The following is a 14,096-nucleotide window of genomic DNA, read 5'->3' on the forward strand; positions in this document are numbered from 1 at the left end:
TTAATATCTATCTGCACTTAAAATATAAGCCGTTTTACAAGCTTTCATAGTAGCCATTACAGCATCATTATGAGAACCAAAAAACAAAGCCACTTTATTTTGACTTGCTGCTGCCCTGTAAAAATTTTCTAGAAACAAAGCCGCTTCTTGGTCTAATTCTTCTAAATACTCTAAACTAATGAGTAAAACCTCCTTAGTTTCTAATAATGAATTAAAGTACGCTCTTGCAGAACCTACATTCTCTTTGTTTAAACTACCTCTTACTTCATACAGGTCTCCACGTTCTAGTACTTCTATTGCCATAATTTCAGTTTACGTTATTACTTTATCAATAAATGTTATATAATAACGTATTTTCTTACTTTTATTGTAAAAGATTTAATCTTTTCATTAGATTAGGTCGCTGAGAGCGGCTAATAGGAATTACGCTTTTTTCTATTAAAACACTATTATCTTGTATATCTATTATCTTAGTAAAGTTGATTACATAAGAACGGTGAATCTGCATAAACAGTGATTCTGGCAGCTTTTCTGTAATCTTTTTTAAGGTAGAATGCACCCTAAAATCTTCTTTCACTGTTCTAACATTTATGTAATCCCCTTTTGCTTCTACAAAAAGAATATCTTGATACTTAATTTTTATTAAACGCCTGTCTATATTAATAAATAGTTCCCCCCCTTTTTGTCCTTCTTTTTTAGCTCCTCCATAGTTTATCGTTTTAGACTCTTGTAATGCTACTGCATTATTAATACGTTCTACTGTCTTTGCGAAACGTTCTGGAGTTATAGGTTTTACTAAGTAATCTATTATGTTATCGTACTCATAAGAAGCAGAAGCAAAGGAAGGGTCAGAGGTGGTTAACACCACCTTTTGATTTTGTTTCATCGTTTTTAAAAAATCGATTCCAGAAAAATCCTTCATGTGTAAATCTAGAAAAATGATGTCTACTTCATTATCCCCCAAAAATTTTAAAGCTGCAATGCAACTAGGAAACTTTTGAGCCAATTCCATTTCTGTTTGCCCCTCAATCAATTGCGCCATGATTTCTTGGGAAAGCATTTCGTCATCTATAATAATACAGTTCATGCTACTCAGTTTTTTTTATAAAATCTGTTAGTACCAATAGTGCTTGCTCAAAATCCTTTTGATTGGTGAAATCTCCAATCTTTAACCCCTCTTCATACGCTTTGGCGGTGGTATAACTGGTATTTAATCCTAAAATACCTATTTTATTTTTTATTTTATGTACTAATTCTGCCGCTTCTTTAAACGCAGCTTGTTTCATGGCGTTTTCGTAGGCCTTTTTTTCTACAGGAAACTCTTCTTTCACAACGTTCCACAAACGCTGCATCATTACTTCATTGCCCGCAGATAAATTTTCTAAATACTTTAAATTGGGTGTTTCCTCTGCCATTAATGCACTTATTTTGCCAAGGTAAAATAAAATTGAGTTCCTTCACCTTCATTAGAAGACAACCAAATTTCTCCTTTGTAATAATTAATTATTTTTTTAACCAATGCCAGACCTATTCCTGTGGCCGTTGCATCGTTCTCTAATTTTTTAAACATAGTAAAGATTCCCTCTTGCAAATGCTCTGGGATGCCTTTACCATTGTCACTTACTGTAAATTTATAATGTGCAGGTAATTCTTCTGCAGAAACCGCAATAAGACCATTAACCTCACCCTCTAAAGCCGCTATAGCATTGGTAAATAAATTTTTGAACAATTGCTCTAATCTGTAAGTATCTGCCTTTAAAACTGGCAAATCTGGCGCTATAGTAATGGTAACGTTATCGGGAACATAAATAGTCTGTTTAATTTCAAAAAGTAGCTTGTTTAGATTGATATCTCTAACATGTTCCTCTGACGAATCTATGGTTGCATGTTTTAAAATGCCATCTATTAAACCATCCATTTTGGTTAGATTCTGAAATATTAAATCGAAGCTTGGTCCAAAACTAGCTTTGGTTTCTTGGCTTGCATCATCGTAAATCCACCCTACCAAAGAATGTACATTGCGTATAGGTGACTTTAAATCATGAGATACCATATGGGCGTAATTATTTAAACTCTCATTTTTACGCTCCAGATTCTCTAACAAAATAGCTTTCTCTCCACTAATTTCAATTATACGCTTGGTTTGTTTTTCTATGTTTTCTGCTAATTTTTGTGGATCAAACACATCTTCATCTAACAACTGAATCGTATTCTGGTCCATTTCTTTTATAACCTTACTTAGCGCATCTAATATGGATTGCTGCCTATCTGTTTCTTTATTTAAACGTTGGTTAGCTACATACAATTCTTTTGAGCTCAAGGCTGTAGCACGCTGTATCATCGCCAACTTATCATCATAATCCTCATAAGAAGATGCTATTGCTGCCAAAAAAGCCTCTAATTCTTTAGCATCCTTAAACTGCTCTGGCAAAAACTTGCGTATCTGTCTTTTAAGTAAAGAATGCATATTACTCGCTTATTAAAGTTAGCGTCATGGTTTGATTGTGTAAAAGGCAATTATTCTTGCCAGAGAAGGGAGCCATTTCTCCATATGAATAAAAACCACTAATTGCAGCCTGCTCTCCTACCACATCTAGAACCTCTTCTATCTCTTCTTCTGTTCTACCAGCTAAAACTAATTTTCTACCTACACAACTTACCAACAAAGCTAATTCTGGTGCTTTTTTTCTATTACGCATTGCCAAAGTGGCTGCCTTATGGGCTGCTTCTGCAATATCGTTAGTACTAGACATCATTAATTGCACTTTTGCACCTTCTGGCACATCACCCGCCAATATCATTGAATTAGCATCTTCATCAATATTCAAAATTGTACGGGTTAACGGCTCTTCTGCGCCTGTTTGCACAGAAAGCGGATAGAGCAAAGCTGCTTGTGGTAATTGGTCTGCCTTATCTCCCAAGTACATTTTGTATAAATCCAGGGCAGGTTTTCCATCAATTTCAAAAAGAATATTACCTTCCGATTTTGTGATGCTGCGTTGGGGACCAAAAGGATACCAACCGCCAAAATTAGCATAACTAACTTCTAAAGTATCTCCATAAAAACCAACCGCAATAACCTCTCCCTCTTTAGGGTTTTCATTATAAGACGCCAAGGTGCGCTCAAAACGAGCGCCATCTCCGCACAAACCACCCGTTATAGGAGTGATACTATTTTGTATTTGATTGAAGCCATTAATTAATCCGCTTCCGTTTACAAAACTCCCTTCTGATACAATGAAAATATGCTTTAGATTTTTCTTTGGCAACTGTTGGGCAAGTGCATTACCCAGTGTCTCTACGGCTGCATAATCCTTTACATTAGCTCTAACAATCTTATAGGTGGTTTTTTCTAATTCTATTGCCGTAAGTGTGATGGATTCTTCAAACACGTGTGGCCCTAATATTTCGCCAGACGTTGTACCAAAGATTAGGTCTCCATCAGGATATAAGGCTCTTACTTCATCTAAAACCTTGTGCGACTCTAATAAAAATCTATCGCCAAAAATTAAGACTAAAGGCTTTTTTAGAGTGCCTGTTTTAGTAAACGTCCATTGGTTTTCTCCTGCCCCGCGTATTGCTTGATTTACCTTCATACTACATCTTTTTTAATGTAAAATAGAATGTAGTCCCTACCCCTATTTCACTATCTAACCAGACTTTACCATCATACCTATCTATAATTTTTTTAACAATGGACAATCCTATACCTGTAGACCTTTCATTATTTCCAATAGACTGAAAAATCTTGAAAATCTTCTCGTGGTATTCTTTAGGAATACCGACGCCGTTATCTTTTACGCTAAATTCCCAATGCGTAGGGGTTTCTTTACTAGTAACCGCTACTACCCCTACTTCTTTATCAATGTTAACCACGGCATTGCTTAAGAAATTCTGAAACAATTGATGAATCTTAGTTTTATCTGCCTTAATGGTGGGTAGCTTACCTACTATTTGCACGGAAACATGGTCCGGTATGTAGATAATCTCTGTAATCTCTTTTATAACTTCATTTACATCTACATTGGTGTTATCTAAAGTATCACTATTTACTGTAGAGTATTTTAAGATACCACCGATGAGCCTATCCATTCCCTCTATCTTATCGGTAATCATTTTAAGGGTATGTTGCCCGTTTTCATCCAACACCTCTTTATAGTCCTCTTGCAACCAAGTTATTAACGCAGTTACGCTACGTAGCGGCGATTTTAAATCATGAGAAACAATATGCGCATATTCTTGTAAGCCTTTATTGCTTTGTTCTAGTTCTTTCTCTAATTGTTTTTGTTCGGTAATGTCTAAATGCACCCCTATGGAACCTACTACATGGCCAGATTCATCATAACTTGGTGCTGCAGAAACCAACCAATTACGTAGAATTCCATTTTTATCGCGCACTTCAATTTCATAAGAATCAGAGACATGTTCTTGTCTTTTTGCAAATTGTTGCTTGATTCGTTCTCTGGTATCCGCATCCATATCTATCAGGCTTAAAACGTTTTTTCCTACCAAATTTTGGAGCTCAACGCCTACCATTTCTGAAAAACGGTTATTTGTCATTAAAATATGACCTTTAGTATCTACCTCTACTAAACCTAAATTCATGTTGGCAACAATGTTACCATATTTTAGTTTTTCTGCTTCTAGATTGCGCCTGTAGTTCTTTTTAATAGTTACATCATTATACGTCCATAAATGGCCGCTATACACATTGTCTACGTATAATGGTATATAGTCTCTTTCTAAGGTTCTACCATCTGCCAATTCAATTTCATCAGAAACTACCAATTCTTTCTTCTCTAAAATGGCATTGATTCTGTTGATTTCTTCCTCCGGATATTGAAAAATAGTTTTAGAACGTTCTAAATACGCCTTGCAATCTACCCCTACTAGTACTTCTGGATTCACGGTAACATGGAACAGGTCACAAAACTTTTTATTGGTTAGAACTACCTTTCTGTCTACATCTTCTAGCAATACACCTGTCTGCAAATTGGTTATTAGCGTAGACATTCGTTGTTCCGATGTTTTTAACCTTTCTTCTGAAATTCGATCCTGGGTAATATCTTCTATCATTACCACTTGATAGTCTATGGCACCTGCTTGATTGCGTACGGTGTTTACTGATGTTTTACCGTACAAATACGCGCCATCTTTCTTTTTAAACTTGCGAACTACCGAGTATTTGTCTTGTAAAGCTGAGTCATCACTATTTTTAATCCGTTGATATTCCTCTAAATCTTCTATAGAAGAAATATCATTTAATTGGGTATTAGCCAATTCTAAAGCAGTATACCCTAATAAATCTACAAAGGTTTTATTTGCTTTAACGATTACATCTTTTACGGTTAATAAAATTCCTAAAGATGAATTTTCTACAATAATATCTTGCTGTTTACGCTGGTCTTCCAGTAACTCTTTAATTTCTATTTCTCTGGTAATATCTCTGACTACCCCTTGGGCTGCCACTGGCAAACCCTCTTGATTGTAGATTAAACTTGCATTGATATTAATAAAACGCTCTCCGTGCGCTAGGGTATTTATTTTGGCATTATAGTTTTTAATGAGCCCTGTATGTGCTAGGGATTTAAAAGATTCTTTGGTGTATTGCACATAATCTTTATGTACTAAAGAAGCCAGATTAATACGGTCCTTCTCATGGTCAAAGCCCATAAAATCTTTGGCACTTTGGTTCATGTTAAGCACGTTTCCTTTTAAATCTATGACAATGTATGGATCAATAATATTTACAAAAGCGCCATCCCAATGTGCGCCATTGTCTGTTAACATAGCTTCTAGCTTTCCATTTACCTCTCGCAAATGCCTAGAAGCATCATATAATTCTTTAGATTTTTGTTCCAATAAGGATTCTGCGGCCTTTCTGGCCCGTTTTTCCCTATCTAATGCTCTTTTAAGTAATTGTATTTCTTTGTTATCCATTCTGGACTATCGTAAACTCAACTTCTGTACCTTGTTCATTTAACAATTTATATGCAACTTCTACACTTTTTTCAAAGTGCTCAAAAGTCTTGGTAATAAGACCGTGAGCTAAGGCATATAGTCCTCTAGATGAGCTGTAAATCATACTCAACTTTTCATCGGTTTTTTCCAAGATTTTAAAGGTGGGGAGTTCCGCGTCTGGATATAATTTTTTTACATGTACATGTATGTGGTCCTCTATGGAATACAGTAAATTTAAAGGTTTTGTGTAACCTTCTACTACTTCTGGATGCGTTTTAGCGAGCCCATTAAAAAGATAGGTGCCAAAAGTAAATAGCAAGTCGTTGGCTGGTATTTTGGTCTCTACACTTAGGTTGGTAAGCAATTGTACCATCTCATTAAAATCATAGGTGCCGACAGCTGTATATGCCGCTCCAGATGGTAGCTCAGAATTTTCTATAATATTATCCACAGTTTCTAGACCAAAGGTCTCTTCTACCATTTCTAAAAATTCTGTAAATACGATTCCTTTCATAATAAGTTGTATTAATAGTTCTTTAACGTAAGAATTGGATTACTTATTATGTGCAGTAAAAAGTAGAAAAAGCAGTAATTAGCCCTTTATTAACTCGTTAATTTCCCAATACTGGAATGCCCTTTTAATTTTCTCTTCGTAGTCTTCATATTTTAAGGGCTTTATAATGTAACCGGCAATACCAATTTTAAAACATTCCAGCAGGTCTGCACGATTCTCTGATGTTGTGAGAATTACTGTAGGTAAGTATCTTAGTTTTTCATCTTTTTTGAGAATGGTTAAAAACTCAATACCATTCATTCTAGGCATATTCAAATCTAAAAAGATTACATCTGGCAAATCCCCTCCTTTAAGGACGTTCAATGCCTCTTCTCCATTTTTTGCCTCAATAATGTTGTGTTTATTGGTGAGTTTGGAAACAGCTCGCTGCATTTTCATGCACTCAATCATGTCATCCTCGATGAATAATACTTTCATGTCTAGTCTATTGGTTCTATCACAAAGTTGATTTTAAACTTTCTCGTTTTTTTAATCACCCCCTTTAAACCGTCATTTACTATCGACGAATTGCAGAAAAGCTTCGATGAAGTTAATAAATATTTTCCTACAAACCCATTTGTAGTCTTTATTTTATTTCTGCTAGTATTCCTCTGGCTTTTTTAGTCAATTTAGATACCACCAAATCATAAGAATGATCAATAAGCTCTTCATAAAAAGACTGGGGTTGCTGCGCTAACAACACGGTATTCCAGTGTTTTTTATTCATGTGAAAGCCGGGTTGAACAACATCTTCTAATTCTTCTCTTAAAGCTATTGCTCTTTCTGGGTCGCACTTTAAGTTTACTTGGGCAGGCACACGCTCTAAAGGTGCTAAAGCAAACATTTTGTCCATGACCTTAAATACCAACGTTTTTTCATCGAACGGAAAGTGTTCCGTTACTCCTTTTTTGGCCAAACAGTACGTTCTAAAGGCTTCAACATGCATTAGTTAATACCATTAGAATCGTACACAATTACCTTTTCCCACATGTGCTTACACTCTTCTATAAACACTAAATGCGCAGCTTCTTCTTGGTACTTCTGTTGGTCTTCTGCAGAAGCGAAAGTGGCAATTAAATTATAGGTAAAACTATCGTCCACTACATCTCTAACGGCTTTGGGAGCTGTGCCTATGTATTGGGTTTTGGCGTATTTAGAGCTCGCCATAAACTTTTTAAGCGAGGCTTCAAACTTGGCTTTATCTGCTGTATTATCTGGTTCTTTAAACCAAAAGTATACTACGTGTGCAAAATGCGAATCAAATTCTTGCATGGTTTCTTTTTTTTGTGCTAAGGCAATTGTTACACTAAATATAAGAAGTAAAGGTAATACCAACTTTTTCATTACTGGTGCTGTTTATTGTTCTAAGTATTGTTTGTCTCTGTTCGATATTTCTAAGGCAGAATAGTCTAATTTCCAACCAATGGTTTCTACTATTTTTTCTATTAGCAAAACAGCTTGCAAGGCTTCTGATTTTGCAGAATCTAATAATCCACTTTCTGGTATCTTTGCTCTAATGTGTTCTTTGGCATTGGTATTTAAATCGGTCAAGTCATTAGGAGAAAACGAATTAAATATACCATTCTTGATATCATAAAACTGCAAATCGGGTTCAATGGATAGGACTTCTGGTTCTGGAAATTCAGACAATAAAATTCTTTTACGTTCTGTATCTGCTTTTAATTTAAGTTTCTTTAAATCGTACCCTACTTGTGCCTTTGCGTTTATAACGACTAATGCCTTTTTCTTACTTGTAAGTAAGTTTAGCCAACCTTCTTTAGTGTTTTCGTATTTATATATTTCTGCAAATTCTCCCTCTACCGTTACCAACTTACAAACCGTTTTTATCCGGTCTAGAATCACTGTAGATTGATGCTCAACGAGTTCTTTTCGTTTTTTCTTGTTTAAAACTGTATAGGCCCAGTACATGATTCCTGCACCAAAGAGCAAACCTATAAACGCTACTACTACGCTATCCATACTCAAATATACATTTTTCAGTCAAGGATAGCATAAAGTATTGGTCTGCTAGGGGTTGCATCATTTACCATGGGTGCCATTTGAATATTTAAAAAATAGGTGCCATCTTTAACTTTATTGGGTACATATATAAATTCTGTTATTGTGGCCTTTTCTCTGAGCTTACCTTTGGTATTCCAGAAAGCATTATGACATAAGAGTAAGCCATCGTCCTTCTCTTTATCTACAGATGGTAAATCTACAAGTAAATGCTGTATTCCTTTTTTCTTTAAAAACGCTGCCGCAGCTTCTTCTAAATACGGAGGATTGGTATGTGCGTACTGTCTCGACTTTTTAGCCTTGGTATTGGGTAATGTACGGATTACTACAGCCTCTCTTTTTTTATTCCTTAAAGCATAACTTAATTGCTTTTTAGAAACTACCCAATCTTCATTTATTTTCTCTGGCGCAACTGTGATTACCTCTGCTAAGAAAAAATATTTTTTAAACGCCTTATTTACATCTACTAATTTTTCTGTAATATGCCCAACAGTTTCTGTATGGGTAATATGTGCATGCGGATTAAATGTTATTGTATTAAAATTTATAGATGCACCTTCAGCTACGCTACCCACAAACCCGTCTTCCTTATGTGGTTTTATAGTAGCGGGAGGTAAATACCATGCATTTACATCGGTCTTATCGCCTTTCATCGCAATTGATAAATCTAAAGGTGCTGCTAAATCTATTTTGTAATTTTTGGAGTTATATTTTAGTGTTGCAATCATCCTTATAAATTAATCATAAATAAATCAGATGCAATTCCATCGGCTAAAAACTTTCCTTTTTTAGTAGTTCTTAACACATTGTCTTCTAAAAAAAGTAAATGTTCCTCTACATATTTTTCGGCTTGTTGTAAGGCATACTTCTTATAACGCTCTCCAAACTCTTCTTTTAATCGTATTAAAGACACCCCCCAAATGGTACGTAAGCCAGTCATAATATATTCGTTATAGCGGTCTCTAGTGGTTAAGGTTTCTATTTCTATAGGCAATTGTTCCTCCTGTATTGCCTTTATATATTTTTGGTTGTTTCTAACATTCCAACCCCTGTTAACACCATTAAAAGAATGCGCAGACGGGCCAATGCCTAGATAGCTTTTCCCTAACCAATACGCCGTATTATTTTTAGAAAAGTAGTCTTTTTTACCAAAATTAGAAATCTCGTAATTGATAAAATCAGCCTGTTCCAATGTATCTACCAACAACATAAATTGGCGCTGTGCCTGCTCATCATCTATCTTAGGCACTAGGCCTTTACTAATGAATTTTTCTAAAGCTGTTTTGGGTTCTACCGTTAGTGCGTAGCTAGATATATGGGGCACCCCAAAATCTAATGCTCGCTTTATGTTTTGTTGCCATTCCGCATCGGTCTGGTTAGGAATACCGTAGATTAAATCTAAACTGGTATTTGGAAAATACTGTACAGCTGTAGTGAGCACGTGCATCGCTTCTTTTGCATCGTGTGCCCTATTCATAAGTTTTAGGTCCTTATCTAAAAAAGATTGTACTCCTATACTTAATCTATTTATGGGTGTAGCAGCTAACGCAACAATTCTATCTACACTTAAATCATCCGGATTGGCTTCTAATGTGATTTCTGGGTTTTCTATCACTTTAAAATTAGCGTAAACCGCAGCTATTAAAAGCTCAATTTCTGCATTACTCAATACACTAGGAGTACCCCCGCCGAAATAAATGGTTTCTATTATTTTGCCTTCTAATTCTGACTTTCGCAGTTGTAGTTCTTTTGCCAAAGCTTGGAGCATGCCATCTTTGTGCTTTAAACTGGTGGAAAAGTGGAAATCGCAATAATGGCAAGCTTGTTTACAAAAAGGAATGTGTATGTATATACCCGCCATACTATTTTTTTGCACCTTTTACCTTGTTGGCATTAGCTTTAACAAAGGCTTCCCAACCACTGTACTGAGTACCTAACTCTGCGCGACCTTCATTATAGAAATGACATACCGCTGCTGCCAAACCATCTGTACTATCCAGATTTTTAGGCAGTGTTTTTAGGCCCAAAAGACCTTTAAGCATTTTAGCTACTTGCTCTTTACTGGCATTACCATTGCCCGTTATTGCCATTTTAATTTTCTTAGGAAAGTATTCCGTAATTGGCACCTCTCTAGATAGCCCTGCTGCCATAGCTACTCCTTGTGCTCTACCTAGTTTAAGCATAGACTGTACATTCTTGCCATAAAAAGGTGCTTCTATAGCAATTTCATCTGGGTGGTAGGTATCTATCAGCTCAACCGTACGTTCAAAAATAAGTTTGAGTTTTATATATGGGTCAGTGTACTTATGCAGTAAAAGCTCATTCATTTGTACAAATTCCATCTTTTTGTTTACCACCTTAATAATACCAAACCCCATAATGGTGGTTCCTGGGTCTATTCCTAAAATAATCTTCTCCTTAGCCAACTATTCCTCTGTTTTTAGGATTAAGGGTAATCTAACCGAAACTTTAACAAAAACCCCTCTTTTAATGGCTGGTTTTACCGTAACTAAATCGTTTAGTTTGTCCGTAACTTCTCGCTCAAAATTGGGTAAAAGTTGCATTACTTTACCATTCTCTTCTATATCTTTTACTGCCATAAAACCGTGCTCGTCTATCACTAAATTTACATTCACGGTATCATTAAGACCGCTATCTACTTTTAGCTCTAATTCTTCTAAAGCTTTAGAAAACTTTTTAAGCATGGTGGCTTGGAAGCATTGTCTTTGTTCCTCTTTGGTCTGGGTAAGTAAGCAATCATCAAACATAGGGTACTCATCTACACTATCCCAATCTATTGCTGACAATTTTTCTGTTACCCTACGCTCTGTTAGCGCTTCTTTGGACGATAAAAATTCGCAAGAAACAAACAACAGGCTAAAAGATAAGAACACATAGCGTAACATACTCCCTAATCTTGGGGATGAAATTACGATAATTTAAAGAAACTACTCCCCAGCCAAGTGTATTTCCTCTTTTAGTTCCGTAATTCTGATTCTTGCTCGCTCTGTTATAAAAGGAAGTGCCTCCGGATGGAGTTCTAGGAAACGTTCATAATAGCTCAGTTTGGTTTTAGGGTCTTTATAATAGGTATCCGCCAAAGTACAGATTTGATAATAAAAATAAGGATTGGTCGTATCTTCGGTATAGTAGTTCATCGCTTCATCTCTTACCCTTTTAAATCCTCATAAGTATTTATGGCAGCGGTATAATTGCCAATTGTATAAAGGCTATCTGCCACGGCAAAGGCCGGACCTTGAGCTCCAGCTTTTGCCATTAACAATATCAGCAGTAGCAAAAAAAAAGACTTCATCTTAAAGCTTAAAAGTAATGGGTATAGAGTAAGCTACATCTGCCAATTCACCGTTATTGCTGGCTGGTTGCATTTTAGGCAAACGTTTAATAATTCGCTCTGCCTCTGCCTCTAAAATTGGGCTTGGTCCTCGTTTTTGTATATCTATAATCTCACCTTTGGTGTTAATTACAAACCTAATGGCCACCCTACCTTGTATGCCCTTTTCTTTTGCTTCTTGCGGATAATTAAAATGCTTTTTAATGTGATTAATTATGTTTTCATTAAAACATGCCCTGGCATCCGCAGCGTCTTCGCACCCAGGAAATACGGGTGGGTTCTCTATTTCCATAAACGGTACCCAATTGGCATCTCTTTTAGAAAATTGTGCAATAGCGTTATCTATAAAATGCTCTTCTTGTAACCTAAAGGTAATGGGTATAGAAAAAGGTACGCTTACTACTTTGCCTTTGTTTTTGCCCGGTTCCATTTTTGGTAACCGTTCTATAATCCGTACCGCTTCATTTTCCAATAAGGCGTGCGGACCACGTTTTCTAATCTTACCTATGGTACCATCTTCTTGTATGGTAAACATTATAGCAACCCTTCCTTGAATATTTTGCTCCTGTGCCTCTAAAGGGTAATTAAAGTGTTTACGAACGTGGTTTTGAATATTTTCTTGAAAACAGGCCCTTTTATCTGCTGCACTTTCACAACCAGGAAATACAGGGACCTGGTCTATAGTAGAAAAAGTAACTGAAGTAGACGTAATAATGGTGTCTGTCTTTACAAGAACTTCGTTAAGACTAACCGCCTCTATTTTCTCTTCTTGATTATCTATACTTTGTTCACAAGAAGTATATACCAACATACCTAACACTAAAGGCATCAACAAGATGTACTTTAATTGAAAAATGCGCTTTGATTTTTGTTTTGATAACATAACTATTCGTTTTTTGATTAATGATTGTGTGAAAAATTGATTGATAAAACTGATATTTTCCGTGTTAAAAGCTTGTGATAATAAGATGGCATACTGTTCTTTTTTTTGGTACTTGGCCACCTTGGCATCTGCAATAAACTCATGTAATTCTGATACCCTATTTTGATATACGTATACTAGCGGATTAAACCAGAAAGCAATACGCATTAGCTCAAAAAAGAACAAATCCAGAGAGTGCCATTGCCTTATGTGTACCAGCTCGTGTTCCAATATTTGTTGTTCCTTGTTTTTGGGCAACGCATCGCCCATAAAAATGGATTTAAAGAAAGAAAAGGCCACGTTGCTCTTTTGTACGGTAACCCGCGTATACTCTGGGTAGTATTTTTTAAAGCCTTCACTGTGCAACTTTTTAATCCTGTACAACTTAGTACTCAACCACACGGCCATGCCTAAAACCCCAAAGATGTAGGCCCATTCCCAAGCCGATAATTGCTCCAAAAAACTGGTTGCTGTGGGGTTTTCTTCTACCACTACCCCTTCCATTTGTACAAACCAATTAGCCGGATAATATACCGCCTCTTTGCTTACCGTTGTTTTTAAGGCCTCTATTTTAACCCATGGCAACACCAGCGATAGTAGGTAGCTTACTATCAAAAAGACTCGATTCCATTGAAAAAAAGTTTCCTTTTTCAGGAATAAATCGTATACCAGTAAGCAAATAAGTTGAAATGCTACGCATTCTAGAATATAAGTAAGCATAAGGTGTATTTTTAATGTGGTCTGCTAATTTTTCTAAGGCTATTCTTCTTCCTTAATTTGGTCTAGAATTTCTTCTAATTCTTTTAGGTTGATGTCGTTCTTTTTCATAAAAAACGAAACCATACTACTGAACGAACCTTGAAAGTAACCGTTCAATAATTTGTTGATACTCTGGTTGCTGTAATCCGATTTTTTTACAATCGGATAATACACATGCCCCTTTCCTACTTTTTCATGGTTTACAAAACCTTTGTCTTCTAATATGCGTACAATGGTAGAAACCGTATTGTAAGCAGGTTTTGGCGCACTAAATTCCTCTATTATGGCAGCTACGTTGGCTTTTTGTAGTTGCCAGAGCACTTGCATAACTTCTTCTTCTGCTTTAGTAAGTTGTTTCATGCTATTTGCGTATTGTTTTATCCTTATTTATCCCTACTACCTTACTTTGTGATATATTTTCAACTAAGTTTTTAGTTAAATATGATTCAAATATAACTAAATATTTAGTTTAAACTAATATTTTAGTTAAAAAATGATATAAAAAAACCTGCTAATGAACGTTTTAGCAG

The 14,096-nt window shown here is 35.8% G+C and carries 19 protein-coding genes; all 19 read right to left on the bottom strand.

The features are described 5' to 3' along the window. The 19 genes from HCO57_RS06865 to HCO57_RS06955 all read right to left on the bottom strand — a co-directional run bounded on the left by HCO57_RS06865 (position 1) and on the right by HCO57_RS06955 (position 13,926). Positions 1 to 303, bottom strand: coding sequence for an STAS domain-containing protein (locus HCO57_RS06865; RefSeq protein WP_136949408.1), 303 nt, complete (start codon positions 301 to 303; stop codon positions 1 to 3). Positions 304 to 364: 61 nt separating this feature from the next. Further along, positions 365 to 1,087: a LytR/AlgR family response regulator transcription factor gene (locus HCO57_RS06870; RefSeq protein WP_167988401.1), complete on the bottom strand. Its 723-nt coding sequence runs from the start codon at positions 1,085 to 1,087 to the stop codon at positions 365 to 367. A 1-nt stretch (position 1,088) separates the two neighbouring features. Continuing rightward, on the bottom strand, positions 1,089 to 1,415 hold the full coding sequence (locus HCO57_RS06875; protein WP_136949406.1) for an Hpt domain-containing protein: 327 nt from the start codon (positions 1,413 to 1,415) through the stop codon (positions 1,089 to 1,091). Between the two features lie 8 nt (positions 1,416 to 1,423). Beyond that, positions 1,424 to 2,467, bottom strand: a complete 1,044-nt coding sequence (locus HCO57_RS06880) for a sensor histidine kinase (protein ID WP_167988402.1) — start codon at positions 2,465 to 2,467, stop codon at positions 1,424 to 1,426. A 1-nt stretch (position 2,468) separates the two neighbouring features. After that, complete coding sequence (locus HCO57_RS06885; protein ID WP_167988403.1) at positions 2,469 to 3,596, bottom strand: FIST signal transduction protein; 1,128 nt, start codon at positions 3,594 to 3,596, stop codon at positions 2,469 to 2,471. Position 3,597: 1 nt separating this feature from the next. Continuing rightward, positions 3,598 to 5,940, bottom strand: coding sequence for a PAS domain-containing sensor histidine kinase (locus HCO57_RS06890; protein WP_167988404.1), 2,343 nt, complete (start codon positions 5,938 to 5,940; stop codon positions 3,598 to 3,600). Next, a complete protein-coding gene (locus tag HCO57_RS06895) occupies positions 5,933 to 6,475 on the bottom strand; it encodes a heme NO-binding domain-containing protein (protein ID WP_167988405.1) in 543 nt (180 codons plus the stop codon). The genes HCO57_RS06890 and HCO57_RS06895 overlap by 8 nt, the downstream gene beginning before the upstream one ends. Before the next feature lie 78 nt (positions 6,476 to 6,553). After that, on the bottom strand, positions 6,554 to 6,952 hold the full coding sequence (locus HCO57_RS06900; RefSeq protein WP_136949401.1) for a response regulator: 399 nt from the start codon (positions 6,950 to 6,952) through the stop codon (positions 6,554 to 6,556). A gap of 148 nt (positions 6,953 to 7,100) precedes the next feature. Then, entirely contained in the window at positions 7,101 to 7,460 is a 360-nt protein-coding gene (locus HCO57_RS06905) for an MmcQ/YjbR family DNA-binding protein (RefSeq protein ID WP_167988406.1), read from the bottom strand. After that, a complete protein-coding gene (locus HCO57_RS06910; RefSeq protein WP_167988407.1) occupies positions 7,460 to 7,858 on the bottom strand; it encodes a Dabb family protein in 399 nt (132 codons plus the stop codon). The genes HCO57_RS06905 and HCO57_RS06910 overlap by 1 nt, the downstream gene beginning before the upstream one ends. A gap of 12 nt (positions 7,859 to 7,870) precedes the next feature. Then, complete coding sequence (locus tag HCO57_RS06915; RefSeq protein WP_167988408.1) at positions 7,871 to 8,494, bottom strand: DUF4230 domain-containing protein; 624 nt, start codon at positions 8,492 to 8,494, stop codon at positions 7,871 to 7,873. A gap of 17 nt (positions 8,495 to 8,511) precedes the next feature. Further along, positions 8,512 to 9,261 carry a cyclase family protein gene (locus HCO57_RS06920; RefSeq protein ID WP_167988409.1) on the bottom strand — a complete coding sequence of 250 codons (750 nt, stop codon included), beginning with the start codon at positions 9,259 to 9,261 and terminating at the stop codon, positions 8,512 to 8,514. A gap of 2 nt (positions 9,262 to 9,263) precedes the next feature. Further along, positions 9,264 to 10,394: a radical SAM family heme chaperone HemW gene (gene hemW / locus HCO57_RS06925; protein ID WP_167988410.1), complete on the bottom strand. Its 1,131-nt coding sequence runs from the start codon at positions 10,392 to 10,394 to the stop codon at positions 9,264 to 9,266. 1 nt (position 10,395) lies between these two features. Further along, entirely contained in the window at positions 10,396 to 10,959 is a 564-nt protein-coding gene (ruvC, locus tag HCO57_RS06930; RefSeq protein ID WP_167988411.1) for a crossover junction endodeoxyribonuclease RuvC, read from the bottom strand. After that, positions 10,960 to 11,439 carry a hypothetical protein gene (locus tag HCO57_RS06935; protein ID WP_136949394.1) on the bottom strand — a complete coding sequence of 160 codons (480 nt, stop codon included), beginning with the start codon at positions 11,437 to 11,439 and terminating at the stop codon, positions 10,960 to 10,962. A gap of 42 nt (positions 11,440 to 11,481) precedes the next feature. Further along, complete coding sequence (locus HCO57_RS06940; protein WP_167988412.1) at positions 11,482 to 11,691, bottom strand: hypothetical protein; 210 nt, start codon at positions 11,689 to 11,691, stop codon at positions 11,482 to 11,484. A gap of 11 nt (positions 11,692 to 11,702) precedes the next feature. Continuing rightward, positions 11,703 to 11,846 (bottom strand): hypothetical protein, encoded by a 144-nt coding sequence (locus tag HCO57_RS06945; protein WP_167988413.1) that lies wholly within the window; start codon positions 11,844 to 11,846, stop codon positions 11,703 to 11,705. 1 nt (position 11,847) lies between these two features. Continuing rightward, positions 11,848 to 13,527, bottom strand: a complete 1,680-nt coding sequence (locus HCO57_RS06950) for a M56 family metallopeptidase (protein WP_167988414.1) — start codon at positions 13,525 to 13,527, stop codon at positions 11,848 to 11,850. Positions 13,528 to 13,566: 39 nt separating this feature from the next. Beyond that, positions 13,567 to 13,926: a BlaI/MecI/CopY family transcriptional regulator gene (locus HCO57_RS06955; RefSeq protein ID WP_010518648.1), complete on the bottom strand. Its 360-nt coding sequence runs from the start codon at positions 13,924 to 13,926 to the stop codon at positions 13,567 to 13,569. Positions 13,927 to 14,096: the final 170 nt, after the last annotated feature.

It is taken from the genome of Croceivirga sp. JEA036 (assembly GCF_011882165.1).
Lineage (GTDB): Bacteria > Bacteroidota > Bacteroidia > Flavobacteriales > Flavobacteriaceae > Croceivirga.